Origin of the sequence: Kribbella sancticallisti, assembly GCF_039530625.1 — a bacterium.
GTDB classification, from domain to species: Bacteria; Actinomycetota; Actinomycetes; order Propionibacteriales; family Kribbellaceae; genus Kribbella; species Kribbella sancticallisti.
Window position 1 is genome coordinate 32,849 of sequence record NZ_BAAAOS010000045.1, and the last position, 20,153, is coordinate 53,001.

The 20,153-nt window shown below is 69.8% G+C and carries 15 protein-coding genes; 7 read left to right on the forward strand and 8 right to left on the reverse strand.

Going from position 1 to position 20,153, the window contains the following annotated elements:
- Positions 1-281: 281 nt before the first annotated feature.
- Positions 282-614: a hypothetical protein gene (locus ABD255_RS28365; RefSeq protein ID WP_344219307.1), complete on the reverse strand. Its 333-nt coding sequence runs from the start codon at positions 612-614 to the stop codon at positions 282-284.
- A 76-nt stretch (positions 615-690) separates the two neighbouring features.
- Entirely contained in the window at positions 691-1,398 is a 708-nt protein-coding gene (locus tag ABD255_RS28370) for an SDR family oxidoreductase (RefSeq protein WP_344219309.1), read from the reverse strand.
- A gap of 102 nt (positions 1,399-1,500) precedes the next feature.
- On the opposite strand from ABD255_RS28370, the gene ABD255_RS28375 reads away from it, so the two are divergent.
- The 3 genes from ABD255_RS28375 to ABD255_RS28385 all read left to right on the forward strand — a co-directional run bounded on the left by ABD255_RS28375 (position 1,501) and on the right by ABD255_RS28385 (position 5,467).
- A complete protein-coding gene (locus tag ABD255_RS28375; RefSeq protein WP_344219311.1) occupies positions 1,501-2,349 on the forward strand; it encodes a helix-turn-helix transcriptional regulator in 849 nt (282 codons plus the stop codon).
- 195 nt (positions 2,350-2,544) lie between these two features.
- Positions 2,545-3,321: a hypothetical protein gene (locus tag ABD255_RS28380; RefSeq protein WP_344219313.1), complete on the forward strand. Its 777-nt coding sequence runs from the start codon at positions 2,545-2,547 to the stop codon at positions 3,319-3,321.
- A 13-nt stretch (positions 3,322-3,334) separates the two neighbouring features.
- On the forward strand, positions 3,335-5,467 hold the full coding sequence (locus ABD255_RS28385) for a bifunctional polysaccharide deacetylase/glycosyltransferase family 2 protein (RefSeq protein ID WP_344219315.1): 2,133 nt from the start codon (positions 3,335-3,337) through the stop codon (positions 5,465-5,467).
- Positions 5,468-5,483: 16 nt separating this feature from the next.
- Here the strand turns inward: ABD255_RS28385 and ABD255_RS28390 are convergent, their stop codons facing one another.
- Together ABD255_RS28390 and lysX are read right to left on the reverse strand one after the other, a co-directional pair.
- On the reverse strand, positions 5,484-6,437 hold the full coding sequence (locus ABD255_RS28390) for a hypothetical protein (protein ID WP_344219317.1): 954 nt from the start codon (positions 6,435-6,437) through the stop codon (positions 5,484-5,486).
- Positions 6,438-6,554: 117 nt separating this feature from the next.
- Entirely contained in the window at positions 6,555-9,905 is a 3,351-nt protein-coding gene (gene lysX, locus ABD255_RS28395; protein ID WP_344219319.1) for a bifunctional lysylphosphatidylglycerol synthetase/lysine--tRNA ligase LysX, read from the reverse strand.
- Between the two features lie 222 nt (positions 9,906-10,127).
- Here lysX and ABD255_RS28400 point away from each other — a divergent pair, with 222 nt between their 5' ends.
- From ABD255_RS28400 to ABD255_RS28415, 4 genes are all read left to right on the forward strand, one after another.
- A complete protein-coding gene (locus ABD255_RS28400; RefSeq protein WP_344219323.1) occupies positions 10,128-10,814 on the forward strand; it encodes a DUF998 domain-containing protein in 687 nt (228 codons plus the stop codon).
- Positions 10,811-11,557, forward strand: coding sequence for an alpha/beta fold hydrolase (locus tag ABD255_RS28405; protein ID WP_344219325.1), 747 nt, complete (start codon positions 10,811-10,813; stop codon positions 11,555-11,557). The genes ABD255_RS28400 and ABD255_RS28405 overlap by 4 nt, the downstream gene beginning before the upstream one ends.
- A gap of 88 nt (positions 11,558-11,645) precedes the next feature.
- A complete protein-coding gene (locus ABD255_RS28410; protein ID WP_344219327.1) occupies positions 11,646-12,011 on the forward strand; it encodes a PRC-barrel domain-containing protein in 366 nt (121 codons plus the stop codon).
- Between the two features lie 110 nt (positions 12,012-12,121).
- The gene (locus tag ABD255_RS28415; RefSeq protein WP_344219329.1) at positions 12,122-12,532 is read left to right on the forward strand and encodes a PPOX class F420-dependent oxidoreductase; all 411 of its coding nucleotides are present in this window, start codon (positions 12,122-12,124) and stop codon (positions 12,530-12,532) included.
- Here ABD255_RS28415 and ABD255_RS28420 read toward each other — a convergent pair.
- The 4 genes from ABD255_RS28420 to ABD255_RS28435 all read right to left on the reverse strand — a co-directional run bounded on the left by ABD255_RS28420 (position 12,529) and on the right by ABD255_RS28435 (position 20,149).
- Complete coding sequence (locus ABD255_RS28420; RefSeq protein WP_344219331.1) at positions 12,529-13,779, reverse strand: ROK family transcriptional regulator; 1,251 nt, start codon at positions 13,777-13,779, stop codon at positions 12,529-12,531. The genes ABD255_RS28415 and ABD255_RS28420 overlap by 4 nt on opposite strands.
- A gap of 169 nt (positions 13,780-13,948) precedes the next feature.
- The gene (locus tag ABD255_RS28425; RefSeq protein ID WP_344219333.1) at positions 13,949-16,870 is read right to left on the reverse strand and encodes an ATP-binding protein; all 2,922 of its coding nucleotides are present in this window, start codon (positions 16,868-16,870) and stop codon (positions 13,949-13,951) included.
- A gap of 149 nt (positions 16,871-17,019) precedes the next feature.
- Positions 17,020-17,238 (reverse strand): hypothetical protein, encoded by a 219-nt coding sequence (locus tag ABD255_RS28430; RefSeq protein ID WP_344219335.1) that lies wholly within the window; start codon positions 17,236-17,238, stop codon positions 17,020-17,022.
- Positions 17,239-17,272: 34 nt separating this feature from the next.
- On the reverse strand, positions 17,273-20,149 hold the full coding sequence (locus ABD255_RS28435; RefSeq protein ID WP_344219337.1) for a type 2 lanthipeptide synthetase LanM family protein: 2,877 nt from the start codon (positions 20,147-20,149) through the stop codon (positions 17,273-17,275).
- Positions 20,150-20,153: the final 4 nt, after the last annotated feature.

Here is a 20,153-nt window from a genome sequence, read left to right on the forward strand (position 1 = left end):
AAGCAGGCTGGCACAGGACCGGGCGGAGCGCCTGTTTGTAAGGCGAGCCGGAAAGTTGCTCCAAGGGACTGTTTGAAACGACCGCATAAGAGGTAGCCTGCCGGTCTTGTGAAACGTGAGGGGTTTCGCCGCATCGCCGTTGTCATCGCTGCGCCCGCCGGTCTGTATGCCGTGCTGGTGCTTGTCAGCCTGCTCGGCGGCCCGAGAATCGGCTCACCGCTGATTCCGCTGCCGGGTGGTGGGACGGACGCGACGCGGCCAGTGGCCGGTGCGCAACCGGGTCAGCTGCCGACGGAGCCGTTCCCGCCGATCCCATCGGGAGCGCCGAGCCCGACGTCGCCGGGTACCGCGCTCGCGACGCCGTTGCCATCGACTGCTCCTTGGGGGCAGCTGCCGCGGACCGGGACCACCGGCAGCGATGGAGAGCCGGAGGTGTCGCCGGCGCCGACCCCGGCGATGACGCCGATCCCCGAGCTCGCCGAGCGGTCCGGCCCGCCCCAGCCGCCGGCCACCAGGCGGCCGCCGGAGCGGACGGTCAGCCCGACGGTTCCGCCTGCGACTCCACCCGCGACCCCACCGGCGACTCCGCCGACGCCGAGCAAGCCACCGACCACTCCGAATGATCCGGACGAGCCGAAGACTCTCGCCGACGTCCTGCGTGACCTGGCCGACCTGCTGACTCCCTGAGGTTTACCAGGGGACGACGCCGTCGCGGCTCTGGTACGTGGCGGTCGGACCGTCCGGGCCGACGGTGGCGAGCCGCACGATGATCTCGGCTCCCTCGGGGATCGACTGCACGCCGCGGTGGTGGTTGAAGTCGGTGGCGGTGAAGCCGGGATCCGCGGAGTTGATCCTCAGCTCCGGATAGAGATAGGCGTACTGCGCTGTCAGCATGTTGAGCGCCGCCTTGGAGGACGCGTAGGCCGGCGCTGCCAGCCAGTGCGGCACGTCGTCGGCCTGACCGTCCGGCTTGCTGGCGGTGCCGATCGAGCCGAGCCCGGAGCTCACGTTGACCACCACCGGGTGATCGCTTGCCTTGAGCAACGGAATGAACTCCAGCAGGACCCGGACAGCGCCGAAGACGTTGACGTCGTAGACAGCCTGGAAGTCGTCCGCGGTCCACTCGCTGTGCGGCTTGAACTCGCCGGGGATGCCGGCGTTGTTGACGAGTACGTCGAGCCGGCCGGCCTCGTCCAGGACGTGCTTGGCCGCGGCCCGGACCGACTCGTCGTCGGTCACGTCGAGCTGGACGAAGCGGGCGCCCAGCTCGTCGGCGGCTCGCTGTCCTCGCTCGGGGTCGCGGGCGGCGACGTACACGGTGTGGCCGAGGGCAACCAGTTGGCGGGCGGTCTCGAAGCCCAGGCTCTTGTTGGCTCCAGTGATCAGTGTTGTTGTCATGTCCTCAGCCTCTGTGCCGGGAACAGGGCCAGGTAGAGCACGCCTTGTCCTAGGGAATGGCAGTACCAGGCTCGTCGGTGCGGGAGTCGACATACTGGACAGGTGGCAGAACTCGGCAAGACCTTGCACGCCTGGCGAGACCGGGTGACGCCGGCCGAGGTCGGCCTGCCCGCGGGGGACAGGCGGCGAGCGCCCGGTCTGCGTCGTGAGGAACTCGCTCAGCTGGCAGGGCTGTCGATGGACTATGTGGTCCGGCTCGAGCAGGGCAGGTCGTCCGCACCGTCGGTCCAGGTACTGACCGCGTTGTCCCGGGCCTTGCGGCTGACCGATGCCGAGCGGGACCACCTCTTCGTCCTGGCCGGTCAGGTCCCGCCCGCCGCGGGCCAGATCTCGGCGTACATCCCGCCCGGTGTGCAGCGGCTGGTGGATCAGTTGGACGCCGCCCCGCTCAGCGTGTACGACGCCGCCTGGACGATCGTCAGCTGGAATCCCCTCTGGGCGGCCCTGCTCGGAGACCCGTCCGTACTGCGCGGGCGCCGGCGCAACATCATCTGGCGGCATTTCACCGCGCCGGTGGAAGAAAGCTGGCCGGCCGGCCGAATTGTCCAGACCCCGGAACAGGCGGCCGTGTTCAGCCGCGCGATGATCACCGATTTGCGGACCGCCGCGGCTCGTTATCCCAAGGACGCCGATCTGCGCGCCCTGATCCAGGAACTCCGGGCCGGCAGCGACCATTTCGCCCGGCTGTGGGACCAGCACGTGGTCGGCTTCCACGAGTCCGACCGCAAAACGATCGAGCACGCCTCACTCGGGCCGATCACGCTCGACTGCGACGTGCTCACCGTCCCGGGCAGCGATCTGCGCATCGTCGTCTACACGGCGGCTCCCGGCACCGAGGCGGCCGAGAAACTGCGGCTGCTCTCGGTCGTCGGGCTGCAGTCCCTCGCCTGACGCACCGGAAGCCGCTCATGACTCCGTGTGGCCGCCCCGGCGATCTTCCTGCCTACTGGACAGTTTTGCGGTCAACAACATTCCATCCACTGTTTGAACCCGGCCGAAAGGCGTAGCCTCCGAATTCGAGCTTGGATGGGTCCTGCCGGGGCACTGGGGGCGGGGAAAGCAGGAAAGTCGTGAACGGGGGATTTCGTGAAACCTTTCTTCAGAGAGCCGGTGTTCGTCGATCCGACCGGACGGCGCGGTCGCCGGCTCCGCCGGGCGGGCGTCGTCGTGGCGGCGCCGACCTCGGCGTATCTGGTCCTGATGGTGAGCAGCGTGCTGGGTGTGCCGACGATCCACACCCCGCTGCTTCCGCCCGCCGCGGCCGGGTCGGCCTCGTCCGGGCCGCAGTCCGTGCCCGCGATTCCGGACAGCCGCATCGACACACCAGCGGGGCAGACCGGAGTACTGACCGGGCAGCCGGCGTCGACCTCCACCGAGCCGGGCGCGCCGTCGCGCCGTACTGTGCCGTCGGCCACGCGGCCGGGAGCAGCGAAAGCGAAGACCGCGGCCGCGTCGGTGGGCACGGCGAAAGCCAAGGCCGCGGTGCAGGCGCCCGCGAAGACCGAGCCGGCCCAGGTCGTGACGTCGAAGCCGCGCACGACCACCCAGCAACCGACCCAGCAACCGACCCAGACAGCGACTCAGGAGCCGACGCAGTCCACCCAGCAGCCGACGCGGGAGACCACCGAGCCGTCGGTGCCGGCCCCGAAGCCGCCTGTCTCGAAGCCGGCCGCGCCCCAGCCTGCCGCTCCGGCCCCCGTCAACCGCGTGCTGAAGCCAGTCGTCGAGCCGGTGGTCGAGCCGGTGGTCGAGCCGGTGGTCCAGCCGGTGGTCCAGCCGGTGGTCACAGTGGTGACGCCGGTGGTCGACCCCGTGGTGGGGCTGGTCGGTGGGGCCGGAGGGCTGCTAGGCCTGGGCAAGTGACAGCCCGACGGCCATGATCCGTCGCCGCCCTGGTCAACGCAGCGCCAGGGACATCCCGCTGCGGACCCATTGGCTGGTCCTGACGGTGTGCTTGGTGTGCCTGGTCGCCGCGCTGTTGCTGCACGGCTATACCCAGCACCTGTTCGGTACCGCGCCGGACGCAGAGCCACCGGAGCGGCACTCCTTCGGCAAGGTGCCCGGCGAGGTCAGCAGCGGCGGGCCCGTCATCGATGCGAGCGGAGCCGAGATCCGGACCGCGTCGCCGAAGCCCAAGACGATCGCGCTGACCTTCGACGACGGCCCGGACCCGGTCTGGACCCCGCAGATCCTCGACCTGCTGAAGCAGCACGACGCCAGGGCCACCTTCTTCGTGGTCGGCGTCGAGGTGGCCGCGCAGCAGGAACTGACCCGGCGGATCAACGACGAAGGCCACCAACTCGGCCTGCACACCTTCACCCACGCCGACCTCGCCGCCCTGCCGGACTGGCGCCGCTCCTTCGAGCTCCGGCAGAGCCAGCTGATCCTGGCCGGAGCCGCCGGAGTGAGTACGCCGCTGCTGCGGCCGCCGTACTCGTCCAAGGCCGAGGCCGTCGCCGACGAGGACTGGTCGGGGATCAAGTACGCGCGCGAACTCGGCTACCTCACGGTGCTGACCACCCAGGACAGCGAGGACTGGCGCCGGCTGGGCGTCGAGCGGATCCTCACCAGCTCGCGACCGGTGGGCGACGCCGGGCAGATCCTGCTGGTCCACGACGCCGGTGGCGACCGGAGCCAGACGGTCGCGGCGCTGGCGGTGCTGATTCCCGAGCTGAAGGCCCGCGGGTTCCGTTTCGAGACGGTCAGCGAGACGGTCGGGATCCCGCAGCCGGTCCGGAAGGCCACGGTCAGCGAGCGGTTGCGAGGGCTGGGGATGATCGGCGCGATCAAGCTCAGCGACACGGTCCTGCTGGTGCTCACCTGGCTGCTCTACCTGGTCGGCGGACTGAGCCTGCTCCGGGCCGTGGCGACAGTCCTGGCCGCACGCCGGCATTCCCGCACCAGATCCGCGGCCTGGCCGGAACCGGTCACCGACCCGGTCACGGTCGTCGTGCCCGCCTACAACGAGAGCGCGGGGATCGAGGCAGCCGTCCGGTCGCTGGTCGCCTCCGACCATCCGGTCGAGGTGATCGTGGTCGACGACGGCTCGACCGACGGCACGGCCGACCTGGTCGAAGCGCTGGGACTGCCCGGAGTACGGGTGATCCGGCAGGCCAACGCGGGCAAGCCTGCTGCTCTCACCACCGGGATCGAGGCCGCCTCGCACCAACTGGTGGTGATGGTCGACGGTGACACGGTCTTCGAACCGGACGCGGTCCGGCTGCTGGTCCAGCCGTTCGCCGACCCGGGGATCGGGGCTGTGTCCGGCAACGCGAAGGTGGGCAACCGGCACGGAGTACTGGGGCATTGGCAGCACATCGAGTACGTCGTCGGCTTCAACCTCGACCGCAGGCTGTTCGACCTGGGCCGGTGCATGCCGACCGTGCCCGGAGCGATCGGGGCCTTCCGGCGACGTGCTCTACTCGAGGTCGGCGGCGTCAGCGAGGACACGCTGGCCGAGGACACCGATCTCACGATGGCGCTGTGCCGCAACGGCTGGCGCGTCGTCTACGAGGAGCGGGCCAAGGCCTGGACGGAGGCGCCGAACTCGCTCGGATCCCTGTGGCGGCAGCGTTATCGGTGGTGTTACGGCACGCTGCAGGCGATGTGGAAGCATCGCGGCGCGCTGTCGCAGCGCGGTCCGGCGGGACGGTTCGGCCGTCGCAGCCTCGGGTTCCTGCTCGCTTTCCAGATCCTGCTGCCGCTGCTCGCACCCGTCGTCGACGTGTTCGCCCTCTACGGGCTGATCTTCCTCGACCCGCTGCGCGTCACGGTCCTCTGGCTGCTCTTCGTCTCCTTGCAGACGTTGACGAGCCTGTACGCCTTCCGGCTCGACCGGGAGTCGATCAAGCCGTTGTGGAGTCTGCCGCTACAGCAGTTCGTCTACCGGCAGCTGATGTACCTGGTCGTCATTCAGTCGGTCGTCACCGCCTTGGCGGGCTCACGACTGCGCTGGCAGCGGATGGAGCGCTACGGCAGCCTGAAGGTGCCGGCCGGCCATTCGAGCTGACCTGCCGGGCACCCACTCAGTACGGGTCCACTCCGCTGGTCGGGGCGTTGCCGAGGGTGGACGGCTGCAGGTCGACCTGCCAGCCCTGGTTTTTGCCGAAGCCCTGCTGGAACTTCGAGAAGGCGCAGTCGGAGCTGAACTGGCGGCGCTTGGGGTTCCAGTCCTTGCCGCTCTTGAAGTACAGCGTGTACGCGCCGCCGATCCGGTTCATCGTGGCGGTCTTCTTGGCCTGGACGTACATCATCACGTGCGGCTTGCTCGGCGCCTGCCCGGTGCTGACCACCGAGACCGCGACATCGCGGCTGGTGCCGTTCTTCACCCGCAACCGGCCCGATCCGCCGGATCCGGTACGGACCACGATGTCGCCGTTCGACGGGCGGACGTCGGCCGGCTCGGGACCGAGGTCCGGCAGCGTCGATCCGAAGCGCAGGCCGAGAGTCTTCAGTTGCGTCACCGCGACCGCCAGGTTGGCGGTGAGTTGGCGCTGCACCGCCTGCGAGACGTAGGCGAGCCCGCCGCAGCCGACATCGTCCGTGCCGGTGCCGGTCAGGGTGGTCGCCGCCGCCTTCAGCCGCAGCTGCAAAACCCGGTTCGCGGCGACCGCCCGCTTCGGCGGCTTGAGCCCGCCGACCGCGGTGGACTCGGCGTTCAGCGTCTGGGCGAGATTGTCGATCGCGGCGCTCAGGCTGTCCTCGGTCTTCACCCGGCCCAGCGTGCCGATGCCGCCCGCCAGCCGCTGGTCGAGCTGGGTCAGCGTCTTCTGGTACTCCACCGCGGTGAGCGGCCCAGCCACGGTCGGAGTCGGAGTCGGAGTCGGTGCAGGCGGCGGGGTGGCGCTGGCCGTACTGGTCGTCGGGTCCGGGCTCGACGACTGATTGGGCGAGGGCGACGCATCGTCCTTCGATCCACCACAGCCGGCGACCAACACCAGCACTGCGAGCCCAGCCGTCAACGACACACTTCTGCGCATTTGCCCCCAGCTCTCGAACTTCCCCTTGGCACAAACCCTAGGCGGCAAAGGGGTCCCGATGTCCGCGTGGTGTCGGACGTGGACCGCCGCGCCGCGGTTCCGTCGACCGAGGGAGTTTCAGCCGCGGGGACGGACGAAGGGGAAGGCGAGGGTGGAGCGGATGTTCTGGCCGGTGAGCATCATCATCACCCGGTCCACGCCGATGCCGAGTCCACCGGTCGGCGGCATCGCGTACTCCAGCGTGCTGAGGAAGTCCTCGTCCAGCGACATCGCCTCGGGATCACCGGCCGCCGCTTTCAGCGACTGCTCGGTGAGCCGGCGCCGTTGCTCGACGGGATCCACCAGCTCGGAGTACGCAGTACCGATCTCTGCGCCGAAGGCGACCAGGTCCCAGCGTTCGGCCAGGCGTGGGTCGGTCCGGTGCTCCCTGGTCAGCGGTGACGTCTCCAGTGGGAAGTCGGTGTAGAAGGTCGGCAGGGTGGTGTTGGGCTCGACCAGTTCGTCGTACAGCTCGAGCACCAGTTCGCCGGCGGACAGGTCGAAGCCGGCGTGCACGCCGTGCTCGGCGCAGAGCTCACGCAGGCGTTCGGTCGGCGTACCGGAGTCAACCCGTACTCCGGTCGCGCGGCTGACCGCCTCGTGCACGGTGACGACGGGCCAGTCGCCGGAGATGTCGATCTCGCCGTCCGGCCGTTGCACCACGGGCTTGCCGAACACCGCGGTGGCCGCCTCGATCAGCAGTTCGCGGGTCAGCTCGCGCATCACGAGGTAGTCCGCGTACGGCTGGTAGGCCTCGACCGAGGTGAACTCCGGGTTGTGGGTCGCGTCGGCGCCCTCGTTGCGGAAGTTCCGGTTCAGCTCGAAGATCTTGCCGAGCCCGCCGACGCTGAGCCGCTTCAGGAACAGCTCGGGCGCGATCCGCAGGAACAGCTCGGTGTCGTAGGCGTTGATGTGGGTGGCGAACGGCCGCGCGTTGGCGCCGCCGTGCACGGCCTGCAGCATCGGCGTCTCCACCTCGATGAACCCGCGCGCCTCGAACCCGTTGCGCAAGGCCCGTACCGCGGTACTGCGGTACCGCATCATCTGCAGGCTCTCCGGGTTCATCACCAGATCGAGGTGGCGCTGCCGGACCCGGGCCTCGGGATCGGTGAACCCCTTGCGCTTGTCCGGCAGGGGATGCAGGCACTTCGCCGCCATCAGCCAGCCGGTCGCCGCGATCGACAGCTCGCCCCGGCGGCTCGTGACCACCTCGCCGGTGACGCTGACGTGGTCACCGATGTCGACCAGCCGGCGCCACCGCTCGACGGCCTCGGCGCCACACGCGTCGACGGTCAGCATCACCTGCAGGCCGGTCAATCCGTCCTGCAGCTGCGCGAAGGCCAGGCCGCCGTGGTTGCGCATCCGCAGTACGCGGCCGGTGACCGCGACCTGCTCCCCGGTGCGATGGTCGGCGGGCAGGTTCGGGTGCATCGCCCGGATCCGTTCCAGGGTTTCCGTCCGCGGCACCGAGACCGGATAGGGCTCGATGCCTGCGGCAACTAGTTCGGTGAGCTTGCCGCGGCGGATCCGCTCCTGCTCGGTCAGCGCGCGATCAGGCAGGGCGGGACGCAGCAGGTCCTGCTCCTGCTCGCGGACCGCGAGGGCGAAGTGACCACCGTCGGCGGCCATGATCGCGTGCCGCTCGGCGGTCTCCGCGCTGTCCACCCGGGTCCACGGCCGCGGTGCGGGGAGGAAACCCTCCGCGGTGCCGGCGGCGAGCAGCACCTGCGCGAGCGAAGTACCGCGTTCGTAGCAGATCAGGCGTGGCGACCAGCGCGGCAGGTACTTCTCGTTGGACTGGTAGAGACTCTCCAGTTGCCAGAACCTGGAGGCGGCGGTGAGCAGGGCGTTGGTGAGCCGCAGTACCGGGCCGGCGCCGACCCGCTCGGCGTCGCTGAAGATCTCCCGGAACATGGCGAAGTTCAGCGAGATGTGGTGCACGCCGAGGTCGCCGCACGCGTCCACCAGCGCGTGCACCATGAACTCCATCAGGCCGTTCACGGACTCGGTGTCGCGCCGCATCAGGTCCAGCGAGACACCCCGCACCCCCCACGGGACGAACGACAGCAACCCCCGTACTGCGCCGTCGGCGTCCCGCGCGATCACCATCACGCAGCGCGCGTCCGCGGGATCCCCGAGCCGGCCCAGCGCCATCGAGAAGCCGCGCTCGGTCTGGGCGCCACGCCACTGCTCCGCGAGCCGCACGTACTCGGCGAGGGTGTCGGGGGACAGGTCGCCGTGCCGGACCACCTCCGCGTGGTAGCCGGCTCGCTGGGCCCGGGTGACGGCCTGGCGGACCGGACGCATGGTGCGGCCCTCGAGAGTGAAGTCGGCGACGTCGATGATCGCCTCGTCACCCATCGCGAGCGCGCGCAGGCCGGCGTCGACGTACGCGTGCGCCGCCTCCTCGCCGGCGGACAGCACCGCGGGGGACCAGCCGTACGTGCGGGCCTCGGCAAGCCAGCGCTGGATCGCGCCGGACCAGGCCGTTGGATCGCCGATCGGGTCTCCGCTGGCCAGGCTGACGCCGTTGACCACCCGATACGCGATCGCGGCCTCGCTGTCCGGGGAGAACACGACCGCCTTGTCGCGCCGGGTGGCGAAGTAGCCGAGCGAGTCGCGTTCGCCGTACTGGAGGAGCAGGCGGCGCAGGTGCAGTTCCTCGACCTGGCTGAGGTAGCGGACCCGGCGGACCGAGCGGAGGAAGATCGCGAAGGCGATGACCAGGGAGGCCGCCGAGATCGCGCCGACGGTCAGGCCGACCCAGCCGTGGCCCTCGTGGCCGGCGCCCATCTTGCTGCGGCTCTGGCCGAGCGCCGCGAAGATCGCCCAGCCGATCTTCTCCTTCTGGCCCTCCAGGGTGTTCGGGAAGACCTGGGTCAAGGTGATGCTCGTCGCCACCGAGACCAGCAGGCCGGCGATCAGCGTGACGACCGCGAGCCGCCGGGTGCCGGGGGCCAGCCGGGCCGGGAACGCGCCGCGGATCGTCCACAGCAGCACCACCAGCGACGCGATCACGATCACCTGGGCGATGCTCAGTTCCAGGTCCTGGATCGTGGCCGGGCCGAACTCGCGCAGCAGTTCGGCGTCGTTCGGGTTGGCCAGCCGGACGCTGGTGAAGGCGACCTCGGCGATCCGGGCGACCAGCCAGAGCGCCTCGAAGACCCACAGCACCCACAGCAGCGCGGCTCGCTTACCGCGCAGCAGTGCGCTGCCGACGACCGCCAGGTAGACCGCGGAGAAGAACGTGTGCCCGGCCGGGATGCCGAAGAAGTCGAAGGTCAGATCGACCTTCTTCACGTACGCCGGGGCGACCAGGTGCAGCGGGATCGCGACGAACGACCAGACGGAGGCAAGCACGACGATCCGGCCGACCCAGACAGCAGCGCGTTGGTGCCACTGCGGGATCACCTGTTCTTCCGACGACACCGAGCGATCATCCCACCTCACCCCCGCCGCCCTTGATCCATATGCGACTCGAGTGTCCTGCATCGGAACTCCGCACGTCATCTCCGGCGCCCAGGCGGGCACCTCGCGGCGTTGGAGCAAAGGACACGATGGAAAAGCATCGTGCCCTTCACTCCGCCTTGCGATGCACCCACCTGGACCCCGGAGCTAACGCACGGACCTCCGATGCAGGACACTTGCTCGATGCTGGCCGTCCCCGCTCGGTTCCCGTACCGCCTGATGCGCGGGGTACTGGTTGCCGCCGGCGTGCTCTATTGCAGTCTGCTGCTGGAGTTGGTGGCCGGCTATCCGCTGGATGTTCACGTGTCGTTCCTGAGCGAACTCGGCGCGCTGGACCAACCGACCAGCCCGTACGCGCGGGCTCTGGATCTGGGCGCCGGCGTGTTGCTCCTGCTCGCCGCGGTCCTCGGCCGGCCGGCGGCACGGATGCACCGCGACGTGCTCGGGTTGCTGATCAGCGCCGCCGTCTTCGGAGCCGGCACCATGTTCGACGCCGTGTTCCCGATGAGTTGCGCGCCCTCTGCCAGCGCGGCCTGTCGCGAAGCTGAGGGCGGCGGGCAGGCCGGCGCCGCGTTGCTGCTGCACGAGATCACCTCGACCGTCGCGGGCCTGGGAAGCGTTGCCGTCGGCATCTTTGCCGTTCTCGTACTCCGTCGCTCGGGCTGGGGCGGCCGGTGGGGCAAAGTGGTCGCCGCGCTGGCCGCCGGAGTAGCGGTGACCCAAGCCTGGCTGGGAATCGAGACCGGCCAGGAAGTCCTGACCGGAAGCGATCTGCATCCGCCGGGGATCCTGCAGCGGGTGTCGGTGGGCCTGGTCTGCTTAATGCTGGCGACATTGCTGCCAGGTCTGAGGCAGGCTTTCACCCGATGAGTACCAGTTGGGTGGTGTTGCCCGGCTTGGCCGAGACACCAGAGGAGTTCGGCCGAGTCGTCTCACTGCTGCCCGCGGGTGATCTCCGAGTGGTCGACCCCTGGCGTACTCCGGTGACCGCGCCTGTCGAGTCGTTGCGCTCGGCCACTGAGGTGGAACTCCCGGTCGGGTTGGTAGGTCACTCGATCGGAGGACTCGCCGCACTGCGGTGGACCTTGACGCATCCCGGGGAGGTGGATCGCCTGATCCTGGTGGACACCAGCCTCACCTCGGAGACCGGGCTTCGCCGGCTCTACCCGGGCTCGGCGGGTAACCGGGTTGTTCGCTCGCTGGTACGAGCACTCGGGCGGATCGGCGTACCGCAGGTGCTGGGGACCACGGCACGGAGGTTGTTCGTCCGGATTGGCAGCATGACCAACCAGGACCTGCTGACCAAGTCCACAGCCAAGACCCGGTACGGCGCTGCCGGCTCGTGGTTGCTGTTCTGGGATGAGCTGGCCGGCAGTTGGGCCCTGGCGGCCGAGGTGGAGGAGTTGCTTCGGCAGCCTCTGCCGGCGCTACCGCCCATCGTCCTGCTCGTGGCCACCGGCGGTAGTTCTCGCTTCACCGCCCGAAGCTGGCTGGCCGGTCAACGCGCTCTCGCCGCCCGCTTGAACGCAACTGTCGAGGTCCTCCCGGACTCGGCTCACTTGGTGCACCTGGACCGCCCCGACGCGATCGCCGCCGCCCTCACTCCGGCCTGATTGGACTGGGGTACAGGGGGTCTGGATGCCGACGACCCGGCCGCCCGGGCCAGGTCCGGTGTTCACCACTGGGGAGGAAGGCAGGTTCATGATGAGTTCGTTCGATCCGTGGAACTACCGCCAGGATGCTGGGTACACGCAGGGATCCGACATCGTCGGATACAAGATCGCCGCCACCGACGGTGACATCGGCAAGGTCGACAAGGCCACCTACGAGACCGATTCGTCCTCGATCGTGGTCGACACCGGCCCGTGGATCCTCGGCCGCAAGGTGCTGTTGCCGGCCGGCGTGGTGCAGAGCATCGACACCGACGACGAGAAGGTCTACGTCGACCGCACCAAGGAAGAGATCAAGAACGCTCCCGAGTACGACCCGGACCTTCCGGACGGCGACGCCGAGTCCCGCGACCGCCTCGGCAACTACTACCGCGACTACTACCAGCCTGGCATGTAGGCCTCGGCCGACAGCCCCTACTCCGGCTCAACCCCGGGGTGGGGGTTTCGTCGATTTGGGCTGCCGCCGTTCGTATATAGACGAGGAGCGTCTACCGCGAGGAGGAGTCCATGGGGTTCACGGCAGAAGAGTTGGAGTACTTGCGGTCTCAGCCGCTGGCCCGGCTGGCAACGGTCGGGGCGGACGGGCAGCCGGACGTCGTACCGGTGGCGTTCGAGTTCGACGGCGCTGTCTTCTGGGTCGGTGGTGGCGGGCCGTCCGTGGCGGGGACGCGGAAGTTCCGCAACCTTGCGGCGGGCAACCACCAGGTGGCGATCGTGATCGACGATCTGGTGTCGCTCGAGCCGTTCATCGCCCGCAGTCTGCGGGTCTACGGGCGCGCGGACTCGCCGGTCGAGCGGGTGGGCCTGGTCGGGCCCGGCCTCTACAGCAGGATCACGCCGACCGTGTCATGGAGCTGGAACCTGGCCGGCGAGGTCGTCGGGGACACGTGGTACCCGGCGAACAAGACGATCCACTAGGCAGGCGTGGTGAGCGCCGGGGTGGGGAGCTTGCGCTGCCAGACCTCGTCGAGGGCCATCCGCATGGCACCGGTGACCACGGCGTCTTCGGCGAGCGCGGACAGCTCGAGCTTGGGGTGGTTCAGCGTCAGCAGGCGCAGTTGGTCGGAGATCGCGTCGAGCAGGACGGCTCCGGCGCGCGCCACACCGCCACCGATCACGACAGCCGTCGGATCAAGCACCAGTACTGCGGGCGCCAGCGCCCGGGCGAAGTCACGTGCCACCTGCTGGACGACCGCCTGGGCCACCGGGTCGCGCTCCGCGGCCGCGGCGAACACGTTGGCCGTGTCCAGCTGATCCCGGCCGAGCTCTGCGAGCCGTGAATCCGGGTTGGCGACTGCGGCCTGGCGGCCGAGCTCGGCGATCGCCTCGGAGCCGACGGCGCGTTCCAGCGGACCGCGGCTGTCCTCGGGGTTGATCACGTCGTCCGGGCCGGTGGCGATGAAGCCGATCTCACCGGCCGCACCCGTACCGCGGTGGAGCCGGCCGTCGATCACGATGCCGGCACCGAGCCGCTCGCCCCACTGGACCGCGAGCAGCGTGCCCGTGCCACCTCGTGCCGCGGCGATCGCCAGGGCGGCCAGGTTGGCGTCGTTGTCGAGCATGACCGGGCAGTCGAGCAGACTCCGGACGTGCTTGGTCAGGTCGATCGCGGACCAGCCCGGAACGCTGGGAACCAGTTGGACCCGGCCGGTGTGCTCGTCCACGATGCCGGGGCTGGCGGCGACTGCTGCCGCGATGTCCTCGGCCGGGACCTCCGCCTCGGCCAGCGCCTCGGTGATCACCTCGCTGATGACTCCGAGCAGCTCCTGGGCGGTCCACCCCGGCCCGGAGCGGCGTACCAGCGAGAGCTTGCGGCCGGCCAGGTCGGAGACGCCGACGGTGACCCGGTGCGGCCCGACGTCCAGCCCGAGCACCGGCGCGGCGCGACCGCGCAGGGAGACCCGGATCGCCGGGCGACCCAGCGAACGGTCCGCGGAGTCGGGCCCGTGCTGCTGCAGCCAACCGGCGTCCAGCAGTTCGTCGACCGCCTGCGCCACGGTCGGTCTGGCCAGCCCGGTCCGTTCGACCAGTTCGGCCACCCGTAGTGGCGCCGGTGCGGAGCGGCGGACCGCGTCCAGCACAGCGGCGACGTTGATCCGCCGCAGCATCGTCGTACCGCCGCCGCCGACCGTTCCCTTGCCCATGTCCGACCCCTTGCCTGCCACTCGCCCATCCTATATATAAAGCGAGCGTTCATAAATTAACTCGGTCACATCGCGCGCCGCCGGCCACGACTCGGGACACCGGGGAGCGAGCGGTCACCCCGAAATCCGTGAGTCGACAACTATCACTCACCGGCCATCCCACCGCCCAGCACACGCACGGGGCCAGGGATCAGTCCTGCAACACCGTCCGCGCGAAACTGCTGAGCGCCTCACGATCGGGCTGCTGAGTCTTGGTCATCAGGCTAGCGACATGCTTCTCCACCGTCCGGGGGGAGATGTGCAGGCGCGACGCGATGGACTTGTTCCCGATCCGGTCCACCAGCAACCGGACCACCTCGAACTCCCGGGTGGTGATCCCCAACTGCCGCAGATCCGCCGGCACCTGGTCGGACCCGGTTCGCCGCTGGGACACCGTCGCCCCGAGCTGCCGCAACATGCTCCGGCAGGCACTGGCCACCGCGGCGACCTCGGCGTTGTGGAAGTAGTCCTCGGCCTGCCGCAACCACGCGACCGGCTCCCCCCACCCATCGGCGGCGGCCGGCTCCGCCACCAGCCGCAGCCCGAGACTCCGCGCCATCGGGTAGAGCGAGGACTTCTCCAGCGATGCGGCGAGCACCGCCTCGGCCTCGGCGGTCCGGCCGTCACGACCGAGCAGCACGGCATGCGCCAACTGGACGAACTGCTGGTTCCACCGCATGCCGCTGGCGGCCGTCGCCGTGACCGCCTCCAGGTGCGGCCACCCGTTCCGGCCGGCAAGGACTCCGAGGAGCAGGCCCAGGCCGTTCTTCCCCGACGTGTGGAAGGTGGTCGGATTCTGGGCGTCGTACGCGAGGGCCTGGGCCATTTCGGACTCGGCCAGCTCCCGGTTCTCCTCCAGCAGCGCGCAGAACGTGCGGGCCAGACCGTAGGAGTAGGGGAGTTCCACCGAACCCCGCTCGCCCCAGCCGGCGACCTCGGCGAGGGTTTCCTCCATCGCCGCCCGCCGCCCCTGATGGGCGAACATGATCGCCTTGGTCACCAGCACGTACGCCGCGCCGCGGCCGAGCTTGAGCCGCCTGGTCACCTCCAGGCACTCCTCGAGGATCCCCGCGGCCTTGTCGTACTCCGACCGCAGGATCGCCTGCTGCCCCAGGATGCCGTCCACCTCGTAGGCCAACGGGATGGCGCCGATCCGCAGGGCCTGTTGACGGGCTCGTTCGAGCTCGACCACGCTTCCGTTGGTCAGGCAGATCGTGCCGGCCTGGAAGAGATGCGAGCAGACCCGCTGGAAGGTCATGTTGTGCTCTTCGGCGACCTGCCGGGCCCGATGAAAGTAGGCGATGGAGCCGGCCAGGTCGTGTTCGCGGGACAGGATGCCGAGCAGTTGGAGGGCGTCGCAGGCCACCGCCGGCAGCTTGGCGCGTTCCGCGGCCGCCGCCGCCCTGGTCGCCAGTTCGGTGGCGGACTTGAGCCGGCCAGGACTCGGCCGGGCGAGTTCCAGATGGGCCGCGATCGCGTCCAGCGGGGCCAGGTCGGCGTCACCGGCCTCGGGACCGAGCAGCGAGCGGGCGGTCGCGACCTGGGTCATCGCGGCCGACCAGCGGCCGGCCATGTGCTCGAGATTGGCGAGCTGGATGTGCAGTGCGGCGACCTTGCGGCCGTCCAGGTTGCGGTCGGCCATCTCCTCGATGGTCGCCGCGTGCCGCGTGCTGGTCTCGAACATGCCCGTCTCGCTGAGGGCGATCAGCAGCGAGCCGAGCACCTCGGCGCGGTAGCTGGTGTCGGGATCCGCGGCGAGCAGCGTGGTCGCGCGTTCCAGCAGGTTGACCGCGGAGCCCATCGAGCCGTCGTCGAACGATCGCCGGCCGGCCAGTGCGAACAGCCGGCCGGCCCGGGCCAGGTCGCCGCCGGTCTCGGCCAGTTCGGCGACCATCGGGCACCACTCACCGGGCAGCCCGGGATGCAGTTCCTCGATCGCGTCGGCGCAGCGACGGGCGAGAATGGCCCGCTCCGCCGGGGTCAGCCCAGCGAGCAAGGCATCCGCGGTCAGCGGATGACGGAAGGCGTACCAGTCCGGGACCGGTTCATCAGGGCCGACCAGTTGAGCCGCCAGACCCGCTCGCAGGGTGGCGAGCAGCAGCCGCTCGTCCGTACCGGTTGCCTTGCGTACGACGCTCAGCGGGAAGCGATGTCCGAGGACAGCGGCGAGCACGAGCAGGTCGCGCGACTGCGGTCCCAGCTGACTGGTCCTGCTGCTGATGCTGCGAACCACCGCCGCGGGCACGCTCGTCTGGAGCCCCTCGACCACCTGGATGCTTCCGTCGGGCCCGGACAGCAGTTGCCCGGATCTGCGGAACTCCTGCAGCAATTCCTCGACGATGAAGGGAATTCCGGCGCTGTCGCGCCAGAGTTGGTCGGTCAAGTGATCCGGTACGCCGCTCGGCGGCACCTCGAGGCAACCGGCAACCAGTTCGCCCACCTCCTGGCGGGCGAGTGGCCGCAGCTCGACCAGGTCCGCGGTGCCTCGCTGGGCGGACAGCCGGGCCAGTTCGAGACCGGAACTGCGCTCGGAGCGAACCGTGGCGATCAGGGCGATCGGCTGGTCGGTGAGGTTGTCGAGCAGATATTCGACCACTGCGAGGGTCTCGGGGTCCGAGCCGTGCAGATCCTCCAGCACCAGCAGGCATCCGCGGTCTCGGCCCACCAGGGCGAGCAGCCGGAGGATGCCTTCCCCGAGCACCACGGCGGACGACGCGGTCTCGTGGGCGGTGCCGTCGTCCCAGTCCGGGATCAACCGGCCGAGGACCTGACGGTAGGGCCCCAGTCCTTCCGGTGCGGGCATCTCGCCCCGCCGGATCAGCGACAGCAGCGCCTCGGTGAACGGGCGGAAGGCAACCATCGTGCCGACCGCGCCGACGCGTCCGCGCAGCGTCGTCATCTGGGCGTCGAGGGCGATGGTCGTGCCCACCGCCGCCAGCCGGCTCTTGCCGATCCCGGGCTCGCCGACCAGGAAAAGAGCACCCCCGTGACCGTCACGTGCCTCGGAGAGCAGGGCGTGGAGATGATCGATCTCCCCGTCTCTGCCGACCACCTTGGGCGCATGGGTCTGCATGCTTGCCTACTTTAACGACGTGACCAGGCCGCCGCAGTCGAATCGGCAGGTTGGTCAGGCCCGATGATCGCCCGGCGAGGCAGTGGATCAAACGTTCGCTCGGCTGGTGGCGGAACCGGTGGCAGGACCGCCACCAGCCGGGCTGAGCGTCACTCGGCGATGGTGGGCCAGGTGCTGCAGGCCTCGGTCGCGGCCACGATGCCGACGGCCGCGGAACCGACCACGCCGACCAGCGCCAGGGCGCGGCCGCCGATGCGGGAGCGGATCGGCAGCTTGATCGGCCCGATCGGATCGGTCGACTCGATCGGCTCGGCTCCGGTGGACTGCGGGTCGAGTCGGTCGTCGTTGTGCGGGTGCTGGGCGGTCATGGTCTCCCCTGTCGGATGGTGTTGTGGCCGGTTCTCAGCGCTGTGATGGGCGCTGGGTCCCCGTACTCGGATCGAGCAGCAGGACGGACGGGATCTGTCCGGGAAAGCCGAGCCGGAGCAGGCCGTAGCCGATTCCCGCCAAACCGGTCAGCAGACCGGGGGAGGGAACTGCTCGCGGTGTGCCGCAGTGCGGCCCGTGCTGCTGTACTGCGGCGAGCACCAGCCCGGCCCGGCGCCGCCGGACCGCCTCAATGGCTGGGTGATCGTCTTCGGTGAGCCACAGCAGTGGCTCGACCGCGCCGAGCTCGCCATGACACAGACTCATGTCGGCGAGCACCGGACGTTGGGTGGCGGTCCTCGAGTACGCCTCGAGGTCCGCGGGGGCACCGGCGGCGAGCCGGGCCAGGGCGGTGCCGGCGTCGCCGGAACACCAACCAGGGTTGGCCGGACCGCTGTGCCGATCCAGGTCGGCGGCGACCCCGGCAGCGAGCCGGTACCTGTCTCCCGGTACGCCGTACTGCCCCAAGGCCCAGGCGATTCCCTGGTAGCCCCGGGCGAACCCAGCCTCCGGCCGGTCCTGGCGTACTCCGTGGTCGACAGCGGCGAGTAGTTCGTCGGCGTACCGTGCGGCCAGACGGGAAGCCGCGGGAAGGTCGTGCAGGGCAAGCATCGCGGCGAGTCCGCCCGCGGCTCCCTCTGTATAGCTGGGGAACTCCGCGCCGGCCGGAGTCCGCTCCGCCAGGTCGAGGAGGGCAGCGAGCCAGTTGGCGATCTCAGTGTCGTCCAGTAGGTGGCTGAGCCGGCCGAGGCCGTAGCTGATTCCGCCGAGCCCGTGGAAGCCTGGTCCGACGCTCTGAGCCGCCTCCGGGTCCGAGGCGAGCGCTTCGAGCAGCGCGGGGATCGGGCGGATCGAGTCGCGGGCGAGCTCGCTGTACTTGGCGGCTCCGGTCAGTGCGCCGATCTGCGCGAGGAACAAGGCGGTGCCGGTGTAGCCGTTGGAAAGCCCTGCACCCATGGGCATCACGGCCCAGTGGTGGTCGTCGAGCAGCTCAAGACTCAGCCAGTTCGCCGGGCCACCGCTGCTGCCGAGGACCTGCGCCATGATCTCGTCGGCGATGTCGGTGGCGGCAGCCAGCAGTTGTTCGGGGTCGGCTTCGGTCGCGCCCAGGCCGGCCCGGGTCGCAGTACCGGCGTGGACCACGGGCTCCGGGCGGGTGGCCAGGCAGGCGGAGATGAGCCACTGCTGGCGGTGCTGGTCGATCTCGCTCATCGCGGCGATCTTGGCTTCCACCTCGGCAAGTCCCTTGCCGGCAAGGGCTTGTGGCACTCGGCTGCCGTCGCTGGCCCAGATGTCACGGCTGTTCGGTCGCGCCGTGAACAGGGGGACGTCGCCGGCCCACAGGTCGGCCAGCTCGTACGGAACCAGGCGGTGCTGGCTCGGATCGCCGTCCCACAGGAGGTCCAGCAGGCGGCTGCGGCCGTCCGCGTCGCGCAGCGCGTCGGGATGCGTCGACTCGTCGAGCAGCGTGACGTACGCGCGGGTCGGCCTGGCCACGAAGCGGATCTCGTCGGTCGCGAACCGGTCCAGCAGGCCGTCCGGTCCCAGCAGGTCGGTGCGGTGCCAGGCGATCGCCTCATACGCGGCCCGGAACCCTGTCAGCAAAGAGACTTCGTGGTCCCGCGGTTCCATCACCACGTCGTCCAGCTTCGGCCGGTTGCGGCCTCCGCGCGTCGTGGTGGGGCGGCGGACCAAGTGCATCGAGTCGAGACCGGCATCGGCCCAGTCGACGACGCTGTTGGGCGACATGGCGCCGGCGTCACCGCCCAGCCCCGAGATGTCGGCCACTCCATGCTCGCCGGTGAACAGGAGCGGCAGCAGAGCAGTGCGGTAGACCGAGCTGCGCAGAGAGAAATGTGCCGGATCCTGGCCGAGGACGCCGGTAGGGATCTGGCTGGGGTGGAACAGCGTCTCCACGTCGACCAGGACCGGCTGGTCGCCGTTGGCGATCAGGTTCTCGTAGTGGACGTCGGTGCCGTCGAGGACGTACAGGAGAGCGAGCAGAGCGCCTTGCCGGTGGTAGAAGCGGCGTACTGCGGCGAGGTCCGCGCACGGGGTGTGCGGGATGAACTCGAGCCAGCCGTAGCCCGGGCGACGTAGTACCTGGACTGTCTGCAGGCCCAGAGCAGTCTTGTCGTTCAGCCAGTCGACCAGGTCGTTGAAGTGCTGGTGGAGATCGAGCGGGCGGGGCTTGTAGATGACCTGGCGACCGTCGGCGAAGGTGAGGGTCGCTGTGCAGCGGCCGCCGCGGTGGGGATCGCCCCCGGGCTGGACGCTGACGAGAGGGCCGGGATCTTGGCCGGCCAGCAGTTCGGTGACGAGTAGCTCACGGTCCTCGGCGAGACGCGCCAGCAGCTCGAGATGACCCTCGACGGCTTGACGGCACGCCTCGCCCAGGACCCGGGCCAGCACCGGGTATGCGGCCAGGAACTCCGCCAGCTCGCTCCCTCCAACGAGCCGGTGGGTGAAATCGAGAAATCGCTGCTCCGGGGTGTCGCCGGCCAGTTCGCCGCGGTCCCGGGCCCTGGCCAGTTCCAGCACCAGGGTTCTTGCGGCCAGCCGGACCAGCCTCGAGCCGAGTCGCTGCAGGAACTGGTCGGTCAGTACGCCGACCTGCCCCGCCGCGGTCAGGTCCTGCCGAGCGGAGGTAAGGAGTGGTTCGAGACATCTCACCAAGGCTTGCTGCCAGTCACCTGCCGCCGTCGACGGCGTCGAAGGTGCGGCCGTACTGCGTTCGACGTACTCCGCCCAGGCGGGTGTCGCCAGGCTCAGCTCATGGGGACCAACTCCGCCAGACCACCAGGCCTTGGGCTGGTCGGTCCGGGGAGTCCCGGTCGTTGCGGCGTTGAGCACGCGC